This is a genomic window from Cellulomonas sp. Y8 (genome assembly GCF_008033115.1).
In the GTDB taxonomy this organism is placed as follows: domain Bacteria; phylum Actinomycetota; class Actinomycetes; order Actinomycetales; family Cellulomonadaceae; genus Cellulomonas.
The window spans coordinates 2,106,396-2,125,462 of sequence record NZ_CP041203.1; the positions used below are offsets into that span (position 1 = coordinate 2,106,396).

Genomic DNA, 19,067 nt, shown 5'->3' on the forward strand with positions numbered 1-19,067 from the left:
GCCCCATGCCCGCCGCCGTCACGCTCGAGGACCGCCTCCCCACCCCGCACGAGCACCGCCGCCTGGCCGAGGCCGTCGGCTGGGCCCACGCGTTCGACTGGCCGTCCCAGCCCGCGTCGCTCGCCGGCTCGACCCTGGGCGTCGTGGCCGTGGCCGCCGACGGCGAGACCGTCGGCATGGCGCGGGTCGTCGGCGACGGCGTGAAGTACTTCATGGTCCAGGACGTCGTCGTGCTGCCCGGCCGGCAGGGGCAGGGCCTCGGGCGGGCGCTGGTCGCACGGGTGCTGGACCTGATCGCCCGGCGCGCGCCGGCGCCGGCGTTCGTCACGCTGTTCGCGACGGCCGAGGGCAGTGCGCTCTACCGGGCGGCGGGGTTCGAGGTCGGCGACATGACGGGCATGGTGCGCGTGGTCGAGCCCCGGCCCTGAGCGCACCGGCGCACACGGCGCCCCGAGCCGTGTCAGGCGTCCTCCGGCACCAGCCGCAGCGTCACGTCCACGACCTGCGGACCCACGACGGACCCGACGATCCGCGGCCCGAACCGGTCGTACTTCGCGTGGTACGCCGCGTCGACGGCGTCGTGCGCGGCCGGGTCGGCGGCCACGAACCGCACGTCCCGGGTCACGCCGCCGGCCTCGACGCGGCCGCGCCCGGACGCCTGCGCACGGCGGAACCAGCCGTTCCCCGGGCCGTACGCCGAGCGGACCACGAGGTCGTCGCCGACCCGCACCACCCAGATCGTCACGGCCGGCCGGAGCGTGCCGTCCGGCCGGGAGGACGCGAGCCGCAGCTCCTCCGCCCGTCCCACCCGGTCGAGCTCCTCGGCGGTCCAGCCGCTCATCGCGGCTCGCCCCCGGCGTACTGCGCGTCGTCGACCGGCTCGGCCCACGTGGTCTCCGAGCCGTCCCGCGCGTCGGTGGTCTCCCACATCGCCAGGTGCTCCATGAAGGCGTCGGGGCCGGCGCCGTGCCAGTGCTCCTCGCCCGGCGGGCACCAGACGGTCTGACCCGGCAGCGCCTCGACCACGCGCCCGTCGCGGGTCCCGACGCGGGCGACGCCCTGGGTCACGCGCAGCGACTGCCCCGCGGCGTGGCTGTGCCAGTGCGTGCGGGCGCCGGGCGCGAACCGGACCACGTTGACCCGCAGCCGCGACGGGGCGGGCGGGGCGGCGAGGACGTCGAACCAGACGTCGCCGGTGAACAGGGCGGACGGGCCGGCGGTCGTCGGCTCCTGGGTGCGGATCTCCACGCAGGTCTCCTCGGTGCGCTCCGGCGCCGCGCGGACCGCGGCGCACTGTCCCAGCAGACACCCGCGCCGTCGCACCCGGGAGGCCCCGCCGTGACGGGTACTGGCAGGACCTGCCAGCCGCGCGGCGCCGGACGTACCGTCGAGGCATGGACAACCGCGACGAGGTGCGTGACTTCCTGGCGTCCCGCCGGGCGCGGATCACGCCCGCCCAGGCCGGGCTCACCGCCTACGGGTCGAACCGCCGCGTCGCCGGGCTGCGCCGCGAGGAGGTCGCGATGCTGGCCGGGGTGTCCTCCGACTACTACGTGCGCCTCGAGCGCGGGAACCTGTCGGGTGTCTCCGAGTCGGTGCTGGGCGCGATCGCCCGGGCGCTGCAGCTCGACGAGGCCGAGACCCTGCACCTGCACGACCTCGCCCGCGCCGCCGGCCCCCGCACCACCCGCGCCCGCCGCCGGCCCACGCCGCCCGTGCCGCCGAGCGTCCAGGTGATGCTCGACGCGATGACCGGGGCGCCCGCCGTGGTGCGGAACGACCGGCTCGACATCCTCGCGACCAACGCGCTCGGCCGGGCGCTCTACGCGCCGCTGTTCACCGGGCCGTCCCACGTCGAGGGCCGCCCCGCCAACCACGCGCGGTTCGCCTTCCTGGACCCCGCCGCCCACGACTACTGGGTCGACTGGGAGAAGGCCGCGAAGGACACGGTCGGCATCCTGCGCGGAGTCGCGGGTCGCGACCCGCACGACAAGGCGGTGCACGACCTGGTCGGCGAGCTGTCCACCCGCAGCGAGGAGTTCCGCGAGCGCTGGGCCCGGCACGACGTGCACCTGCACCGCGGCGGGCTCAAGCACATCCAGCACCCGGTCGCCGGCCGGCTCGACCTCATGTACGACACGCTGCCGATCGCGCAGGCACCCGGCCTGACGATGCTCGTGTACACCGCCGCTCCCGGGACGGCGTCGGCCGACGCCCTGCAGCTCCTGGCGAGCTGGTCCGCGAGCGCCGACGCCACCGCGGCGGCGGAGCCGTCGCCCGCGACCCCCACGACCGCCGTCGGCTGACCGCGGCCGCACCCGCACGCACCCGGCCGGTCCGGCGGGGTGCTCCCCGTCGACCCCACGGAAGGCACCACCATGCACACCCGCACGCTCGGACAGGATCTCGAGGTCTCGGCCGTCGGCCTCGGCGCCATGGGCATGTCCATGTCCTACGGCCCGAACCCCGGCGACCGCGACGACATGATCGCGGTGCTCCGCGGGGCGGTGGACCTCGGCGTCACGTTCGTCGACACCGCCGAGGTCTACGGCCCGTACGTCAACGAGGAGCTGGTCGGCGAGGCGCTCGGGCCGCTGCGCGACCGGGTCGTGGTCGCCACCAAGTTCGGCTGGGACATCGCCGACGGCCGGATGGTCGGGCTGAACTCGCGCCCCGAGCAGATCCGCGCGGTCGCCGAGGCGTCGTTGCGCCGGCTCCGGGTCGAGGCGATCGACCTCTTCTACCAGCACCGGGTCGACCCGGACGTGCCGGTCGAGGACGTCGCCGGGACGGTGGGCGAGCTGGTGGCGGAGGGCAAGGTGCGGCACCTCGGGCTGTCCGAGGCGGGGGCGGCCACGATCCGTCGCGCGCACGCCGTGCACCCCGTGACCGCGGTGCAGTCGGAGTACTCGCTGTGGACCCGCGACCCCGAGCCCGAGGTGCTGCCGACGTGCGCGGAGCTGGGCATCGGGTTCGTGCCGTTCAGCCCGCTCGGCAAGGGGTTCCTCACCGGCACGGTCGACTCCTCGACGACGTTCGCGGAGGGCGACATCCGGCACCGGGTCCCCCGGTTCACCGCCGAGAACCGGGACGCGAACGAGGCCCTGGTCGCCCGGGTCCGGGCGCTGGCCGAGGCCCGCGGGGCCACGCCGGGGCAGGTCGCGCTCGCGTGGCTGCTCGCGCAGCACCCGTGGGTCGTGCCGATCCCGGGCACGCGGCGGCTCTCCCGGGTGCAGGAGAACGCGGACGCGACCACGGTGGCCCTGTCGGCCGACGAGCGGGCCGAGCTCGACGCCCTCGCGACGACGGTGGGCGTCTCGGGCAACCGCTACGACGACGCGGGCATGGCGATGGTCGGCCGCTGAGCGCGCCGGCACCCCGGCCTACGGTCTCCCGCGCCACCGCCCGCGATCGGCGTGGGCACGGCCGGAGACGGTAGGCCGCGCCCCCGCGGCGACCCGGGGTCAGGCGCGCGGGAGCGGGCGCGGGGGCGCGGTCGGCTGGTCCGGGAGCAGGGCGGCCACCGTGGTGAGGACGCCCCACACCAGCGCCGGGCGGGTGTGCGCGAACCGCACACCCGCAGCCCGGCGGCGCTCGCCCCGGCGGAACACGGCGCGCTCGATCGCGACGACCGACGCCACGGATCCGGCGAGCACCGCGGCGCCCGCGCACACCGCCGAGGCGCGGCCGCCCGGCGACATCGAGCCCCACATCGCCGCCCAGTCGACCTGCTCGGCCTGGGGGTCCTGCGCGTCCGCCTCGCGCTGCGCGCGCACCTCGGCGAGACCGCGGCGCATGTCCGGCACGGACGTGGCGACGACGACGGCGGTCAGGGCGGCCTTGGCCCAGCCGCGGCCGGCGCGGGACCGGATCAGGTCCGGCGCGGCGTAGTAGGCGGTCGCGGCCAGTCCGCCGACCGCGGCGTTCAGCACGCGGGAGACGGGCGGGGTGGACGGCATGACGGATCCTCCGAGGTGGTCGACGGGTCGTCCCGCCACGCTAACCAGCGACCCGCGCGGCCCACATCCGTCCTGCGGCGGAGCGGCGTGGTCCGTCCGGAGGACCACGTGCCGGCCGGGGCCGGTGTCCCGCGCCGCACCGGTGCCCCGGAGCGGCACCGCCCGGTCGGGCGAATCGGCTGGTCAGCGCTTCCCCCCGCTGGCGGCGACGTCGGGCGCGGGCGATGATCGCGCCGGAACCGCCCCCCGGCGGGCCCGCCGATCCCCGAGCCGCGAGGAGACCCATGCCCGACGGCACCCGCCCCGTCCGCCTCCAGGACACCAGCCCGCCGCCGGACCTGCTCCTCGCCCCGCTCCCGGCGACCGTCGCCGACGCGCTCCGGGCGGCCGCCGCCTGGCCGGACCACCTGCGCCCCGGCGCCGGGTCGACGGCCGCGCTCTGGGAGCTCCTCGCCACGCTCGCCGCCCACGACCTCGCCGTCGCGCGGGCCGTGGAGCCGCACCTGGACGCGCGCGCGATCCTCGACCAGGCGCAGCGCACCGGCGAGGTCGGGGCCACCGCGACCACCTGGGGCGTGTACGCGGCCGAGGGCCCCGGCCCCGCGCTCACGGCCACCGCGGTCGACGACGCCTGGCTCCTCGAGGGCACCAAGCCCTGGTGCTCGCTGGCCGGCGAGCTCGACGCCGCCCTCGTCACCGCCCGCCTGGCGGACGACGACGCCCGCCGCGGCCTGTTCGCCGTCGACCTGCGGACGCCGGAGGTCCAGCCGGTCGACGCGCCCTGGCCGTCGCGCGGCCTCGCCGAGATCCCGAGCACCCCGGTGCGGTTCGACCGAGCGCGCGCGACGCCGGTCGCCGAGGGCTCCTGGTACCTGGACCGCCCGGGCTTCTGGTGGGGCGCGATCGGCGTCGCGGCGTGCTGGTTCGGCGGGGCCGTCGGCGTCGCACGGCGCCTGCACGCGCACGCCGCGGCCCGCCCCGACGACCGGCTGCTCGCCATGCACCTCGGCGCGGTCGACGAGCGGCTGGCCGCCGCGCGCGTGGTCCTCGCGGACGCCGCCGCCCGCGTCGACGCGTCGGGCGCCGCGACCCGCGGCGGGCTCGACCCGGAGCCGGAGGCGGACCGTGCCGCGGGCCGGGTGCTCGCGAAGCGCGTGCGCGCGACCGTGGCCCGCACCTGCGAGGACGTGCTGCGGCTCGCCGGCCACGCGCTCGGCCCCGGGCCGCTGACCCAGGAGCCCGAGCACGCCAAGCGCGTCGCCGACCTGGAGGTCTACGTCCGGCAGCAGCACGCGGAGCGCGACGACGCGTCGCTCGGCGCCCTGCTCGCGGCAGGGCCGGCGCCGTGGTGATCTTCGACGGCCGGGCGGGCGGCACCCCGGCCGGCATCTGGGAGGCCTCCGCGCGGTTCGCCGCCCTGCCCGGGCTGGCGCTGCCCGCGGGCCGCACGGTCGTCGTGGCGGCGCACCCCGACGACGAGACCCTCGGCGCCGGCGGCCTGCTGCACCGCCTCGCGGAGGCCGGGCGGCCGGCGGACGTCGTCGTCGTCACCGACGGGGCGGGCTCGCACGCCGGCTCCGTCACCCTGGCCTCGGAGGACCTGGTCCCGATGCGGGCGCGCGAGCTGGCGGCGGGCGTCGCCGTGCTGTCCCCGGGGTCGACCGTCACCACGCTCGGCTTCCCCGACGGCGGGACGCGCGAGCACCGCGAGGCGGTCGCGGCGGCGCTGCGCGCGGCGGTCGGGGACGAGCCGCTCGCCGTCCTGGTCGCGCCGTGGCGCGGAGACGGCCACCGGGACCACCGCGTCGTCGGGGAGGTCTGCGCCGAGCTGGCGGCCGAGACGGGCGCGCGGCTGCTCGAGTACCCCGTGTGGCTGTGGCACTGGGCGACGCCGGACCACGCCGACGTGCCGTGGGACCGCCTGCGCGCGCTGCCCCTCGACGACCGGGACCTCACCGCGAAGCGCCGCGCGCTCGCGCAGCACGTCACCCAGACGCAGCCCTGGTCGCCCGCACCCGAGGACGCCGCGCCGCTGCACCCGGAGTTCCTGCGGAACTTCGACCGGGACGTCGAGCCGTTCGTGGTCGCCGACGACCTGCCCGCCGGCGTCCCGACGGAGTACTTCGCCGGGAAGTACGAGCGGCGCGACGACCCGTGGGGGCTCGCGACGCGGTGGTACGAGGAGCGCAAGCGGGCGCTCACGCTCGCGGCGCTGCCGGCCCGGCGGTACGGCTCGGTGCTGGAGGTCGGCTGCTCGGTCGGCACGCTCACGGCCGAGCTGGCAGGACGGAGCGACCGGCTGCTGGCCACCGACGTGGTGCCGGCCGCCGTCGAGGCCGCCCGGGAGCGGGTCGCCGACCAGCCGCACGTGACGGTGCGCCGGCACGACGCCCGGTCCGGGGTCCCCGCGGGGCCGTTCGACCTCGTCGTGCTGTCCGAGGTCGCGTACTACCTCACCCGACCCGAGCTGCTCGACCTGGTGGAGCGGCTGCGCCCCGAGCTCGCGCCCGGTGCCACCGTGCTCGGCTGCCACTGGCGGCACCCCGTCGCCGAGCACGCCCAGACCGGCGACGACGTCCAGGCGACGCTCGACCGCGCGCTGGGGCTGGCCCGCGTGGCGTCGTACCGGGACGCGGACGTGGCGCTCGACGTGTGGTCCGCCGACCCCGCGTCCGTGGCGGAGCGCGAGGGCCTGCTGCCGTGACCCGGCGACCTGCCGCCGCGCGCCCGCCCGTCGAGCGGCTGCTGGTCGTCGTGCCCGTCCACGACGAGGAGGAGCTGCTGGCCGCGTGCCTGGCGTCCGTCGCGACGGCCGCCGACGCCGCGGGAGCCCCGGTGGACGTCGTGGTCGTGCTCGACGACTGCCGCGACGGGTCCGCCGCGGTGGCCGCGGCCGCGGGTGTGCGCACGCTGACCCTGCGGACGGGAGCGGTCGGCGCGGCGCGGGCGGCCGGGGTCGGGGCCGGCCTCGCGCAGCGGGACACCGATCCCCGCGCGGTGTGGATCGCCTGCACCGACGCCGACACCGTCGTGCCCCCGCACTGGCTGCGCGGGCACCGCGCGCTCGCGGACGCCGGCGCCGACGTCGTGGTCGGCACCGTCCGCCCCGACCCGCGCGACCTCACCCCGCGGCAGCTCGCCGCCTGGCGCGCCACCCGGGTCCCCGGCCGGCCGAACGGGCACGTGCACGGCGCGAACCTGGGGATCCGCGCCGACGCCTACCTCCGTGCGGACGGCTTCGCCCCGCTCGTCGAGCACGAGGACGTCGACCTCGTGGCGCGGCTGCGGGCCGACCCCGAGGTCGTGGTGCGGGCGTCCGACGAGGTGGACGTCGTGACGTCCGGCCGCACGGTCGGCCGCACCCCGGGCGGCTACGCGGGCTACCTGCGGGACGCGTTCCCCGCCTGACCGGGCGCCTCAGCCCTCGCCCGGGGCGATCGGCAGCGGGTCACCGTCCAGGAGCAGCTGCCCGGCTCGGGCCTTCGCCTCGCCGACGTCGACCTGCCACAGCTCGGCGAGCCGGTCGGCGTCCTCGAAGTCGTACCCCGAGTCCCAGAACGTCGACATCGGGTCACCGGTCGACCCGTCGCCGGGGCCGGCCTCGCGCGGCGCCACCGGCACGACCGCCCCGTCGAGCAGCAGCTGGCCGGCACGTGCCTTGGCGGTCGTCGCGTCGGTCTGCCACAGGTCCTCGAGCGCGGCGACGTCGTCGGTCGTGTACCCCTGGCCCCAGAACGCCTGGTACTGCTCGCGGGTGTAGCCCGCGGGCATCGCGGACCAGTCGACGCCCACCGCCCGCACCGCGTCCTCGACGGCGACGGCGAACCCGGAGTAGGGGTTGGCCGCCGCAGCCGCGCCGGCCCCGACGACGGCGAGGGTGCCCGTGACGACGCCCGCGGCGGCGATGCGGCCCGCACGGGACACCGGCAGCGCGCGCACGACCCCGAGCGGCGCGGACCTGGGCGCGGCCGCGACGGTCGCGGCGATCCGGTCGGCGACGGCGGCGGTGGCCGCGGGGTCCGGCTCGCGGGATCGGAGCGCGGCGGCCACGCGCGCGGCGATGTCGTCCTCGGTCGGGCGGTGCTCGGTCATGACGGCTCCGGGGAGGTCGGGTCGGCGCGTCGCAGGGTGACGAGCGCGCGCGAGGCGTGGGAGCGGACGGTGGCGGCGGAGGTGCCGAGGACGCCGGCGATGTCGGCGTCGGCGAGGCCCTCGTAGTAGCGGAGCACCAGGACGGTGCGCTGCCGGGGCGGCAGGTCGGCGAGGCGGCGCCACATGGCGTCCTCCTCGGCCAGGCCGTGCGCGTGGTCCCCGGCGCTCCCGGCGTGGGCGGCGAGCACCTCGTCGGCGGCGGGCCGGATCGTGCGGACGTGCCACCGGCGGCGCCAGGACAGGTGCTCGTTGGTGACCATCCGGCGCAGGTACAGGTCCGGCCGCTCCATCAGCGCGATGCGGTGCCACCGCACGTGCGCGCGCAGCAGCACCTCCTGCACGAGGTCGGCCCCGGTGTGCTCGTCGCCCACCAGGACCGTCGCGTACCGGAGCAGGCCGGGGAGGTGCGTGCGGACGAGGTCGTCGAGGCCGCCGGCGCCCGCCTCCGCCACGCGGGCGTCGCCGCCGGCCGGCAGCGGCACCACCCGTGGCGTCGGCGCGCTCTCGGGGCCCTGCACGGGCAGGTAGGTCGTCACGCCGGTACCCCCGCGAGCGCGGCGAGCGCCCCGGCCGGGTCGCGGACGGCGTCCGCCCCGGGTGCAGGCACCGGCCGGTCGTCCAGGCAGCGCAGCAGCAGCCGCTCGACCAGCGCGGCCCGTGCCACGATCGCCGCCGCCTCGTCCGAGCCCGGGAGGATCCGCACCTCGACGGTGTCCCGGACGGGCCGCGCGGCGACGAGCTGGGTGAGGTTCACGTCGGCGTACTTGGTGACACCGGTCCCGCGGGCCGCCGCCCCGAGGTCGGCCCAGCCCGTCTGCTCGTCACGCTCGACCAGCGCCACCAGGTCGGCCGGCAGCGGCGCGAGCCGGCGGCACGCCGGGTTGGTCCCGAGCGCCGCCCACAGCGGCTCGCGCCAGCGCCCGAACAGCCGGACCAGGTTCGCGAACGCCGCGGGCCGCCGGAACGGCGCGCCGTCGACGTGCAGGTGCACCGCGGCCTCGACCGGCACGGTGAACCCGAGCGCCCGGGCCGGTGCGAGCAGCGCGTCGAGCGCGGCGCCGTGGTCCCGGGTCAGCGGTGGCGTGATCACCTCGCACGGGCGCTCGCGGCCCCCGGGCAGCGGCATCGCGACCGCGACGGTGGCCCCGGTGGCGTCGTTGACGCGCGCCGCGCCGCCGACCAGCTCGACCACGGTGCCGAACAGCGCCGCGATCGGCGCGAGCACGTCCGGCAGCGCGGCCGCGGGGTCGACGTGCCGCTCGACCAGGCGCAGCAGCCGGGCGTCGTCGCACAGCACCCGGTACCAGCCGCGGTGCCCCGGCGGCGTGCGCGGGGCCGCGGCGACGTCGGCCTCGATCGTGATGTCGTCGACCAGCCGGGCGACCGGGGCGCCGTCCGGACCGACGACGTCGAACGCGGGCGACAGGTGCCGGAACAGGCCGACGCCCGGCACCGCGGAGGGCTCGGAGTCCGTGTGGGACGACCGCCGCACCGACCCGCCGCACCGGGCGGCGAGGTCGTCGGCGAGCACCTGCCGGTCGGAGCCGGCGGGCGCGAGCAGCTCGACCTCGAACCCGGTGCGCAGGGTCAGCGTCGCGATGGTGGTCTCCTGCTCCGTCCGCGGTGCCGGGGTCACGTCAGGCGCCCGCCGGGGTTCCCGACGGGGCGACCGGGACAGTCTGCCCGTCGATGAGGAGCTGACCGGCGCGCACCTTCGTCTCGACCACGTCGGTGCTCCACAGGTCGGCGAGCTCCGAGAGGTCCTCGCCGGTGTACCCCGCGGCGAAGACCGCGTCGATCGCGGCCAGGGTCTCGGGCGAGGGCTCCGGGGTGGTGTGGGTGCCCGGGGCGAACGGGAGCTCGCCGCCGTCCAGCAGCGCCTGGCCGACGCGCGCCTTCGCCTCGATCTCGTCGACCGACCACAGCTCCTCGAGCGCGGCCAGGTCCTCGAGTGTGTAGCCGGAGGACCAGAACGCGCCGTACTGCTGCTCCGTGTAGTCCGCGGTCATCCCGCCGAACTCGGTGCCCTCGGTGGCCGCCTCGTACTCGGCGACCAGGTCGGGGCGGGAGTCGGCGGGGCCGGCGGCGTTGGTGGCGGCGGCCAGACCGGCGCCGGCGAGGCACAGGCCGGACGCGGCGGCTCCGATGGTCAGCAGGCGGATCGACCGCGAGCGGGCGGGGCGGGTCGTGCTGGTCACGGTGGACCTCCAGGTGGTGGGACGCGCTTGCCCCCCTAGAACGCGGCCCGGCCCCCGGATGTGGAGTCCCGGTCGGGACGGATCTCGCCGGGCTCCGGTACGGGCGCCCCCGCCACCTCCGCGTCGAACCGCACCGGCCCGGCCCCGCGCTCCCCCAGCACGTCGTCCGGGTTGAGCAGCGCGCACGCCTTGAGCGACAGGCAGCCGCACCCGATGCAGCCGGCGAGGTCCCGCTCCAGCCGCTCGATGGTGCGCCGGCGCTCCTCCAGCCGCTCCTTCCACTCCCGGGACAGCCGCCGCCACTCGCCGGTGGTCGGGGCGCGGTCGAGCGGCACCGCGGCGAACACCTCGCCGAGCTCGGCCAGCGGGACGCCGAGCCGCTTCGCCACGACGATCAGCGAGATCCGCCGGAGCATGTGCCGGGCGTACCGGCGCTGGTTGCCGGCCGTCCGGGTCGACACGATGAGGCCGCGACGCTCGTAGAAGTGCAGGGCGGAGACGGGCACGCCGGTGCGGCGGCTCACCTCGCCGACGGGCAGCGTGTCCTCCGGCTCCACGGGCCCCTCCCTCGGCGTGACGGCGGCCGCCACCCTAGCCGCGCGCAGCGGCGAGGAGCGCGGCCCGGGTGGCGATCTTGACCCGCTCCCGCCCGCGAGCCGCGCCGGCGGCGACCTCGGCCGCGTCGACCCGGAGCCAGCCGTCCCACGAGACGTGCCGCCCGCCCCGGCCGGCCAGCAGGTCGTCGACGCCCGGCGCCTGGGTCGCGCCCGTCGCCGCCCGGGCCGCGACGCGGTGCGCCACGTCGGCCAGCAGGTGGTCGACGGTCTGCCGGGCGTCGGACCTGGTCGACCCGATCAGCCCGGCCGGGCCGCGCTTGGCCCAGCCGGTGACGTACAGCCCGGGGACGGGCCCGCCGTCGGCGGCGCGCACCCGGCCCTCGTCGTTCGGCACCACGCCGCGGACCGGGTCGAACGGCGCGCCCGGCACCGGCGACGACAGGTAGCCCACCGCGCGGTACACGGCCTGCACCGGCCAGGTCTCGTGCTCGCCGGTCCCGGTGACCCGGCCGAGCGGGTCCGGCACGGTGCGCTCGGTGACCAGCGCCTCGACCCGGCGGTCCCCCTCGATCCGCGCGGGCGCGCGGTAGAAGTGCAGGTGCACCCGGCGCGGGGCGGTCAGCGTCTCGGGGTCGCGCTCGGCCCACCGGGTCAGCGTCTCGACCACCTGCCGCTTCGGCGAGAACTGCGCGACCATCCGTCGGCCGTGCTCGTCGAGCGCGACCTCCGCGGGGTCGACGAGCACGTCCACGCCCTGCTGCTCCCCCAGCTCGCGCAGCTCCAGCGGCGAGAACCGGGTGTCCGCGGGGCCGCGTCGCGCGAACAGGTGCACCGTCCGGAGCGCGCTGCCCGCGAACGCCGCGTGCACGTGGTCCGGGGTGTCGGTGGTGAGCAGGTCGTCGGCCCGCTTGACGAGCATCCGCGTGAGGTCGAGCGCCACGTTCCCCGCCCCGACGACGGCCACCTCCCGCGCGTCGAGCGGCCAGGCCGCGGGGGCGTCGGGGTGGCTGCAGTACCAGGCGACGAAGTCGGCGGCGCCGTGCGAGCCGGGCAGGTCGTGGCCCGGCACCGGCAGCGGCGCGGCCCGGTCCGCGCCCGTCGCGAGCACGACCGCGTCGTACCGGTCGAGCAGCTCCGGCACGGTGACGTCGGCACCCACCTCGACGTCGCACAGCACGCGCACCGGGGAACCGTGCAGCAGCTCGTGCAGGGAGTCGACGATCCCCCGGATGCGCGGGTGGTCCGGGGCCACGCCGTACCGGACCAGGCCGTATGGCACCGGCAGCTTCTCCAGCAGGTCGACCGCGGCGCCGGGCAGGCCCTGGGCGACCATCTGCGCGGCGTAGACGCCCGCGGGGCCGGCGCCGACGACGGCGACGCGGGCGGCGGAGGGCGCGGGCGGGGGCGTCGTCACCTCAGTCGCCGTGCACCTGGAGCGGCAGCGTGGCGATGACCGGGTGGTCGAAGGTCTGCGCCCCGGTCCGCGCGGCGCCGCCGGGCGAGCCCAGGGTGTCGAAGAACTCGACGTTGGCCTTGTAGTACTCGCTCCACTGCTCGGGGACGTCGTCCTCGTAGTAGATGGCCTCGACGGGGCAGACCGGCTCGCAGGCGCCGCAGTCCACGCACCCGTCGGGGTGGATGTACAGCGAGCGCTTGCCCTCGTAGATGCAGTCGACCGGGCACTCCTCGATGCACGCCTTGTCCTTGACGTCCACGCAGGGCTGGGCGATCACGTACGTCACGAGGCCTCCGTCCGGGCCCGCGCCCCGGCGGCCGGGCCCGCGTCGACGCTAGGACCTCAACCATGGTCGAGATCAAGGCGCGGTGGCCGAGGTCACACCCCGCGGTCCAGCGCCGCGAGCCACCGGCGGAGCAGCCGCTCGAGCTCCGCCGCGTCCTCCTCGGGGCCGAGCAGGTCGAGCAGCCGCCGCTCGTTCGCCATGTGCGCGGTGAACGCCGCGTCGATCGCCTCCCGGCCGCGCGGCGTGAGCGCGACGACCCGCCCGCGGCCGTCGACGGCGCTGGGTCGGCGGGTGACCAGGCCGGCGCGCTCCAGGCGGTCGACCCGCTTCGTCATCGCCCCGGTGGTCACCATCGTGTGCGCCGCGAGGTCGCCCGGCGCCCGCTCGTACGGCTCCCCCGCCCGGCGCAGCGCGGCGAGCACGTCGAACTCGCCCTCGCCGAGCCCGTGCTCCCGGTAGACCTCGGTGATCTCGGCGGTGAGGGCGAGCGCGAGCCGGTGCAGCCGGCCGATGACCCCCTGCGGGCGCACGTCGACGTCCGGCCGCTCGCGGGCCCACTCCTGCTGGATGCGGTCGACGTGGTCGGGTGCCATGCGCCCATCATATCTTCCACGGAAGGTATAGTCGCTTCCGTGGAAGACAACCGTCGCTGGCTGCCGATCGCCGCGATCGCGCCGGTCCTCTGGGGCAGCACCTACTACGTCACGCGGCACGCGCTGCCCGCCGACAGCCCGCTGTGGGGCGGCGTCCTCCGCGCGCTCCCGGCGGGGATCGTGCTGCTCGTACTGGCCCGGCGGCTGCCGCGCGGGTCGTGGTGGTGGCGGTCGTTCGTGCTCGGGACGCTCACCGTCGGGGCGTTCTTCGCGCTGGTCTACGTGGCGGCGCAGGCACTGCCGAGCAGCATCGCGTCGACCGTGATGGCCGTCGGGCCGGTCGCGATGATGCTGGCGGCGTGGCTGCTTCTCGGCCAGCGTCCACGACTGCGGGCCGTGGTCGGCGGCGTGCTGGGGATCGTCGGCGTGGCGGTCATGCTGCTGGGCGGCGGAGACGGCGCCGGGCTCGACCCGCGCGGGATCCTCGCCTCGGTGGCCGCCATGCTGATGTCGTCGATCGGGTACGTGCTGGCGAACCGCTGGCAGGGCGAGGTCGAGGTGCTGCCGCTGACCGCCTGGCAGCTCGTCGCCGGGTCCCTCGTGCTGCTGCCGGCCGCGGTCGCCGTCGAGGGGGCGCCGCCGGCGCTCGACGGCACGGCGCTGCTCGGGTTCGCGTACGTCTCGCTGGTCGCGACCGCCGTGGCGAACGTGGCGTGGTTCGCGGCGCTGCGGCACCTCGGACCGTCGACGGTCGGGCTCGTGGGGCTGCTCAACCCGGTGACGGGCGTGCTGCTCGGGACGGTGCTCGCGGCGGAGGTGCTGTCGTGGCGGCAGGTCGTGGGCATCACGGTGGTGCTGGGGGCGATGGCGCTGGGCGCGACCCGGGCGCGACGCCGGGTGCCGGAGGTGGTCGGCGCGCGGTAGCCCTGTCGCCGCGCTCGGTGCTCCCCGCCGCGCTCGGTGCTCCCCGCCGAGTTCGGTGCTCCCCGGCACCGAACTCGGCGACAGGCACCGAAGTCGACGCGCCGCGCTCAGGACCCCGCGCGGTCCAGCGCGAGGTTGAGCTCCAGGACGTCCACCGCCGGCTCGCCCAGCACGCCGAGCGCACGGCCCGTCGTCGCGGCGGCCACCAGCGCGCGCACCTCGTGCTCCGGCAGGCCCCGCTCCCGCGCCACGCGCGGCACCTGCAGCTCGGCGTACGCGGGGCTGATCTGCGGGTCGAGCCCCGAGCCCGACGCGGTCACGGCGTCCGCCGGCACCGCCGCCACGTCGACCCCTTCGAGGGCCGCGACGGCCTCGCGGCGCGACTCGATCGCGGCGACCAGGTCCGGGTTCTCCGGCCCCAGGTTCGACCCCGACGACGCCGCACCGTCGTACCCGTCGCCGGCCGCGGACGGCCGGGACTGGAAGTACCGCGGCAGCGGCGCGCCGTCGGCGTCGGTGAACGACTGGCCGATCAGCGACGACCCGACGACGGCGCCGTCCGCCCCGGTCACGAGGGACCCGTCGGCCCGCGCCGGCATCAGCCGGCCGAGCCCCGTGACGAGCAGCGGGTACGCGACCCCGAGGATGACGGTGAGGACCAGCATCGCCCGCAGGGAGACGACGAGGTGCGACCAGGTGGTGCGAGGGGAGCTCACGGCTCTCTCCTTCAGTCCGAGGGGGTCAGAAGCCGGGCAGCAGGCTGACGACCAGGTCGATCAGCTTGATGCCGAGGAAGGGCGCGACGACGCCGCCGAGGCCGTAGACCAGCAGGTTGCGGCCGAGGATCGTCGAGGCGGCCGCGGCGCGGTACCGCACCCCGCGCAGGGAGAGCGGGATCAGCGCGACGATGACCAGGGCGTTGAACACGATCGCGGAGAGGATCGCGGACGCCGGCGACGACAGCTGCATGATGTTGAGCGCCGCCAGGCCCGGGAACACCCCCGCGAACAGCGCGGGGATGATCGCGAAGTACTTCGCGACGTCGTTCGCGATGGAGAAGGTCGTCAGCGCGCCGCGGGTGATGAGCAGCTGCTTGCCGATCCGGACGACGTCGATCAGCTTGGTCGGGTCCGAGTCGAGGTCGACCATGTTCCCGGCCTCCTTGGCGGCCGAGGTGCCGGTGTTCATCGCCACGCCGACGTCCGCCTGCGCGAGCGCGGGGGCGTCGTTGGTGCCGTCCCCGGTCATCGCGACCAGGTGGCCGCCCTCCTGCTCCCGCTTGATGAGCGCGAGCTTGTCCTCCGGGGTGGCCTCGGCGAGGAAGTCGTCGACGCCGGCCTCGGCGGCGATGGCCTTGGCGGTCAGAGGGTTGTCGCCGGTGATCATCACGGTGCGGATGCCCATCGCGCGCAGCTCGGCGAACCGCTCGGCCAGGCCGTCCTTGACGACGTCCTTGAGGTGCACGACCCCGAGGACCCGCCCCGCGCCGGACCAGTCCTTCGCCGCGACGACCAGCGGGGTGCCGCCCTCGGACGAGATGCGCTCCACGTGGCCGTCCAGCTCCCGGCGCACGGGAGCCGGCAGCGTCCCCTCCTCCTCGAGCCACGCGACGACGGCCGAGCCGGCGCCCTTGCGGATCCGGGTGACGTCCGGCAGGTCGACGCCGCTCATCCGGGTCTGCGCGGTGAACGGCACGACCTCGGTGCCGGCGGCGATGGTCGCGACGTCGCCCGCCACGCCCTGCCCGGCGGCGAGGTCGACGATCGACCTCCCCTCCGGCGTCGGGTCGGCCGCCGAGGCCTGGGCGGCGGACCGCACCAGGTCGTGCGCGTCGACGCCGGCCAGCGGAAGGAAGGCGACCGCGCGGCGGTTGCCGTAGGTGATGGTGCCGGTCTTGTCGAGCAGCAGGGTCGTGACGTCGCCCGCCGCCTCGACGGCGCGGCCGGACATCGCCAGCACGTTCCGCTGCACCAGCCGGTCCATGCCGGCGATGCCGATCGCGGACAGCAGGGCCCCGATCGTCGTCGGGATCAGGCACACCAGCAGGGCGACCAGCACCGGCACGCTCACCGACGCGCCCGAGTAGCCCGCGATCGGGTTCAGCGTGAGCGCGACGACCACGAACACGATCGACAGCGACGCCAGCAGGATGTTCAGCGCGATCTCGTTCGGCGTCTTCTGCCGGGCCGCGCCCTCGACCAGCGCGATCATCCGGTCGACGAACGTCTCACCCGGCTTCGAGGTGATCCGCACGACGATGCGGTCGGACAGGACGCGGGTGCCGCCGGTGACGGCGGACCGGTCACCGCCGGACTCCCGGACCACGGGCGCCGACTCGCCGGTGATGGCGGACTCGTCGACCGAGGCGATGCCCCAGACGATGTCGCCGTCCCCGGGGATCAGCTCCCCGGCGGTCACCACCACGACGTCGCCGAGAGCCAGGTCCGGCGAGGCGACCGGCCGGGTGCGTGCGCGCTCGGCACCCGGGTCGCGCGCGGGGTCGTACCCGTCGACCACCGCGGCCGTGGTGCTCGACCGGGTCTGCCGGAGGCTGTCCGCCTGGGCCTTGCCGCGGCCCTCGGCCACGGCCTCCGCGAAGTTCGCGAACAGCACCGTGAGCCAGAGCCACACGGCGATGCCCGCGGTGAACGTGGCCGGGGTGTCGGTCCCGCCGGACTGCTCGGGGCCGCCGGTGAACGGCTCGACGACGGCCAGGACCGTGGTGAGCACGGCGCCGACCTCGACGACGAACATCACCGGGTTGTGCCACATCAGGCGCGGGTCGAGCTTGCGGAACGTGTCCGGCAGCGCCTCCCGGGCCTGGGCGGGGCTCAGCCCGCGGGGGCGGCGCGGGGCGGGCGCGGCCGGGTCGGCCGGGCCCGTCGTCGGGGCAGCGTCGGGCTGCAGGGCAGTGCTCATCGACGTCACAGACCTTCTGCCAGGGGACCCAGCGCGAGAACGGGGAAGTAGGTCAGGGCGGTCACGATCACCGCGACGCCCGTGAGGAGGCCGACGAACTGCGGCCGGGAGGTGGGCAGGGTGCCGGCGGTGGCCGGGACCTTGTCCTGCGCGGCGAGCGAGCCCGCGAGCGCCAGCACCAGCACGATCGGCACGAACCGGCCGAGCAGGATCGCGACGCCCAGGGCGGTGTTGAACCACGGGGTGTTCGCGGTCAGGCCGGCGAACGCCGAGCCGTTGTTGTTCGCCGCCGACGTGAAGGCGTACAGCACCTCGGAGAAGCCGTGCACCCCGGGGTTCCAGATCGACGTGGACTCCACGGACTCCCGCACCGCCGGGACCGCGAACGACAGCGCGGTGCCGGCCAGGACGAGCGTCGGGGTCACCAGGATGTACAGGGACGCGAGCTTGATCTCGCGCGGGCCGATCTTCTTGCCCAGGTACTCCGGGGTGCGGCCGACCATCAGGCCGCCGACGAAGACCGCGATGACCGCGAGCACGAGCATCCCGTAGAGCCCGGACCCGACGCCGCCGGGGGCGATCTCGCCGAGCATCATGTTGATCATCGGGAACAGCCCGCCGAGCGCGGTGAACGAGTCGTGCATGCCGTTGACCGCGCCGGTCGACGTCAGCGTGCTGACGCTGCCGAACAGCGTGGTCGCCGCGATGCCGAACCGCTGCTCCTTGCCCTCCATCGCGGCACCCGCCAACTGCGGGGCCGCCCCGGCGCCGTGGCTCTCCACGACCGTCAGCAGCACGGTGCTGGCCAGGAAGATCGCGCCCATCGCGGCGAGGATCGCGTAGCCCTGCCGGTGCGAGCCGACCATGCGGCCGAACGTGCGGGGCAGCGCGAACGGGATCGCGAGCATGAGCACGACCTCGAACAGGCTGGTCCAGCCCGTCGGGTTCTCGAACGGGTGCGCGGAGTTCGCGTTGAAGAACCCGCCGCCGTTGGTGCCGAGCAGCTTGATGACCTCCTGCGAGGCCACCGGTCCGCCGGGGATCGACTGCACGCCGCCGGCCAGGGTGGTGACGTCCGTCGGGGCGGCCCAGTTCTGGATGACGCCGCCCGCGATCAGCACCACGGCCCCGACGACCGAGAGCGGCAGCAGCACCCGCAGCGTGCCGCGGGTGAGGTCGACCCAGAAGTTGCCGATCGTGCCCGTGCGGCGGCGGGCGAACCCGCGCACCAGCGCGACCGCGACCGCCATGCCGACGGCCGCCGACACGAAGTTCTGCACCGCCAGGCCGAGCACCTGCACGGAGTACCCGAGGGTCTGCTCCGGCGAGTACGACTGCCAGTTGGTGTTGCCGACGAAGGACGCGGCCGTGTTGAACGCCAGGTCGGGGCGCACCGCCGGGAGCCCCAGGTCCCCGGGCAGCCAGGCCTGCGCCCGCTGCAGCACGTAGACGAGCAGCAGCCCGACCACGGAGAACGCCAGCACGCTGCGCACGTAGGAGCGCCAGGACTGCTCGGACCGCGAGTCGACGCCCACCAGCCGGTACAGGCCACGCTCGACCCGCAGGTCGCGCGGCGACGTGTACACGTGGGCCAGGTAGTCGCCGAGCGGCCGGTACAGCGCCGCGATCACGACGGCCACCAGCAGCAGCTGACCCGCGGCCAGCCAGCCGGCCATCAGAACCGCTCCGGCTTCACGAGCGCCCACACCAGGTAGACGACCGCCGCGACGCCGAGCGCCGCCGCGACGAGGTCGAGGACGATCACAGCCTCTCGACCCCCGCGGCGACGGCGCTCACGAGCGCGAACAGGGCGACCGCGGCCACCACGAACACCAGGTCCAGCACGGGGGACTCCAGACGTCGAACCGCGCCGGCGGGCCCCGGGGTGGGCGCCGCGCCGGCGGACCCGGGTCGGTTCCCCGGGCCGTGTCCCATCCGACTCCCGCCGGGCCGCGCCGGCGGCCGTCCTCACGGGTTCCATACGGGCCGCGGCCGGTTCCTGACGGATCGCGTGCGGACGACC

Annotated in this window: 23 protein-coding genes; 7 read left to right on the forward strand and 16 right to left on the reverse strand. The window is 76.5% G+C overall.

Features of this window, described 5'->3' with window-relative positions; genetic code table 11:
- The first annotated feature begins 5 nt into the window (after positions 1-5).
- Positions 6-428 (forward strand): GNAT family N-acetyltransferase, encoded by a 423-nt coding sequence (locus FKM96_RS09575; protein ID WP_168216937.1) that lies wholly within the window; start codon positions 6-8, stop codon positions 426-428.
- A 32-nt stretch (positions 429-460) separates the two neighbouring features.
- Here FKM96_RS09575 and FKM96_RS09580 read toward each other — a convergent pair whose 3' ends face one another.
- Positions 461-841, reverse strand: coding sequence for a DUF2255 family protein (locus FKM96_RS09580; protein WP_147795032.1), 381 nt, complete (start codon positions 839-841; stop codon positions 461-463).
- Entirely contained in the window at positions 838-1,248 is a 411-nt protein-coding gene (locus FKM96_RS09585) for a cupin domain-containing protein (protein ID WP_147795033.1), read from the reverse strand. Before FKM96_RS09585 ends, FKM96_RS09580 begins: the two co-directional genes overlap by 4 nt.
- Before the next feature lie 146 nt (positions 1,249-1,394).
- Between FKM96_RS09585 and FKM96_RS09590 the strand changes: the two genes are divergently transcribed.
- The gene (locus tag FKM96_RS09590; protein WP_147795034.1) at positions 1,395-2,306 is read left to right on the forward strand and encodes a helix-turn-helix transcriptional regulator; all 912 of its coding nucleotides are present in this window, start codon (positions 1,395-1,397) and stop codon (positions 2,304-2,306) included.
- Positions 2,307-2,378: 72 nt separating this feature from the next.
- Complete coding sequence (locus FKM96_RS09595; RefSeq protein ID WP_147795035.1) at positions 2,379-3,365, forward strand: aldo/keto reductase; 987 nt, start codon at positions 2,379-2,381, stop codon at positions 3,363-3,365.
- A gap of 99 nt (positions 3,366-3,464) precedes the next feature.
- Here the strand turns inward: FKM96_RS09595 and FKM96_RS09600 are convergent, their stop codons facing one another.
- Positions 3,465-3,959 (reverse strand): peptidase S9, encoded by a 495-nt coding sequence (locus tag FKM96_RS09600; protein WP_147795036.1) that lies wholly within the window; start codon positions 3,957-3,959, stop codon positions 3,465-3,467.
- Between the two features lie 284 nt (positions 3,960-4,243).
- On the opposite strand from FKM96_RS09600, the gene FKM96_RS09605 reads away from it, so the two are divergent.
- The 3 genes from FKM96_RS09605 to FKM96_RS09615 are packed head-to-tail and all read left to right on the forward strand — an operon-like array spanning position 4,244 to position 7,367.
- Positions 4,244-5,311 (forward strand): acyl-CoA dehydrogenase family protein, encoded by a 1,068-nt coding sequence (locus FKM96_RS09605; protein WP_147795037.1) that lies wholly within the window; start codon positions 4,244-4,246, stop codon positions 5,309-5,311.
- Positions 5,305-6,663, forward strand: a complete 1,359-nt coding sequence (locus tag FKM96_RS09610) for a bifunctional PIG-L family deacetylase/class I SAM-dependent methyltransferase (RefSeq protein WP_147795038.1) — start codon at positions 5,305-5,307, stop codon at positions 6,661-6,663. Before FKM96_RS09605 ends, FKM96_RS09610 begins: the two co-directional genes overlap by 7 nt.
- A complete protein-coding gene (locus tag FKM96_RS09615; protein ID WP_246855294.1) occupies positions 6,660-7,367 on the forward strand; it encodes a glycosyltransferase in 708 nt (235 codons plus the stop codon). Before FKM96_RS09610 ends, FKM96_RS09615 begins: the two co-directional genes overlap by 4 nt.
- 9 nt (positions 7,368-7,376) lie before the next feature.
- On the opposite strand, the gene FKM96_RS09620 is transcribed toward FKM96_RS09615, so the two are convergent.
- From FKM96_RS09620 to FKM96_RS09655, 8 genes are all read right to left on the reverse strand, one after another.
- Positions 7,377-8,051, reverse strand: a complete 675-nt coding sequence (locus FKM96_RS09620; RefSeq protein WP_147795039.1) for a hypothetical protein — start codon at positions 8,049-8,051, stop codon at positions 7,377-7,379.
- On the reverse strand, positions 8,048-8,647 hold the full coding sequence (locus FKM96_RS09625) for an RNA polymerase sigma factor (RefSeq protein WP_147795040.1): 600 nt from the start codon (positions 8,645-8,647) through the stop codon (positions 8,048-8,050). Before FKM96_RS09625 ends, FKM96_RS09620 begins: the two co-directional genes overlap by 4 nt.
- On the reverse strand, positions 8,644-9,747 hold the full coding sequence (locus tag FKM96_RS09630) for an amidoligase family protein (RefSeq protein WP_246855295.1): 1,104 nt from the start codon (positions 9,745-9,747) through the stop codon (positions 8,644-8,646). The genes FKM96_RS09625 and FKM96_RS09630 overlap by 4 nt, the downstream gene beginning before the upstream one ends.
- A gap of 1 nt (position 9,748) precedes the next feature.
- A complete protein-coding gene (locus FKM96_RS09635; RefSeq protein ID WP_147795041.1) occupies positions 9,749-10,309 on the reverse strand; it encodes a hypothetical protein in 561 nt (186 codons plus the stop codon).
- Positions 10,310-10,344: 35 nt separating this feature from the next.
- Complete coding sequence (gene soxR / locus FKM96_RS09640) at positions 10,345-10,899, reverse strand: redox-sensitive transcriptional activator SoxR (protein WP_305764247.1); 555 nt, start codon at positions 10,897-10,899, stop codon at positions 10,345-10,347.
- Position 10,900: 1 nt separating this feature from the next.
- Positions 10,901-12,280 (reverse strand): FAD-dependent oxidoreductase, encoded by a 1,380-nt coding sequence (locus tag FKM96_RS09645; protein WP_147795043.1) that lies wholly within the window; start codon positions 12,278-12,280, stop codon positions 10,901-10,903.
- Between the two features lies 1 nt (position 12,281).
- Positions 12,282-12,608: a ferredoxin gene (gene fdxA / locus FKM96_RS09650; protein WP_147795044.1), complete on the reverse strand. Its 327-nt coding sequence runs from the start codon at positions 12,606-12,608 to the stop codon at positions 12,282-12,284.
- 92 nt (positions 12,609-12,700) lie between these two features.
- Positions 12,701-13,201: a MarR family winged helix-turn-helix transcriptional regulator gene (locus tag FKM96_RS09655; protein ID WP_147795045.1), complete on the reverse strand. Its 501-nt coding sequence runs from the start codon at positions 13,199-13,201 to the stop codon at positions 12,701-12,703.
- A gap of 39 nt (positions 13,202-13,240) precedes the next feature.
- On the opposite strand from FKM96_RS09655, the gene FKM96_RS09660 reads away from it, so the two are divergent.
- A complete protein-coding gene (locus FKM96_RS09660; RefSeq protein WP_147795046.1) occupies positions 13,241-14,125 on the forward strand; it encodes a DMT family transporter in 885 nt (294 codons plus the stop codon).
- A 107-nt stretch (positions 14,126-14,232) separates the two neighbouring features.
- On the opposite strand, the gene kdpC is transcribed toward FKM96_RS09660, so the two are convergent.
- Genes kdpC through FKM96_RS21530 form a run of 5 tightly spaced genes read right to left on the reverse strand, consistent with a single transcriptional unit; the run spans position 14,233 to position 18,979 of the window.
- Positions 14,233-14,841, reverse strand: a complete 609-nt coding sequence (kdpC, locus tag FKM96_RS09665) for a potassium-transporting ATPase subunit KdpC (RefSeq protein ID WP_147795047.1) — start codon at positions 14,839-14,841, stop codon at positions 14,233-14,235.
- Between the two features lie 25 nt (positions 14,842-14,866).
- Positions 14,867-17,044: a potassium-transporting ATPase subunit KdpB gene (gene kdpB, locus FKM96_RS09670; RefSeq protein ID WP_147795048.1), complete on the reverse strand. Its 2,178-nt coding sequence runs from the start codon at positions 17,042-17,044 to the stop codon at positions 14,867-14,869.
- Positions 17,045-17,049: 5 nt separating this feature from the next.
- Positions 17,050-18,720 (reverse strand): potassium-transporting ATPase subunit KdpA, encoded by a 1,671-nt coding sequence (gene kdpA / locus FKM96_RS09675; protein ID WP_147795049.1) that lies wholly within the window; start codon positions 18,718-18,720, stop codon positions 17,050-17,052.
- On the reverse strand, positions 18,720-18,809 hold the full coding sequence (locus FKM96_RS21525) for a potassium-transporting ATPase subunit F (RefSeq protein WP_147795050.1): 90 nt from the start codon (positions 18,807-18,809) through the stop codon (positions 18,720-18,722). The genes kdpA and FKM96_RS21525 overlap by 1 nt, the downstream gene beginning before the upstream one ends.
- Positions 18,806-18,979, reverse strand: coding sequence for a hypothetical protein (locus FKM96_RS21530; RefSeq protein ID WP_168216938.1), 174 nt, complete (start codon positions 18,977-18,979; stop codon positions 18,806-18,808). Before FKM96_RS21530 ends, FKM96_RS21525 begins: the two co-directional genes overlap by 4 nt.
- Positions 18,980-19,067 lie beyond the last annotated feature (88 nt).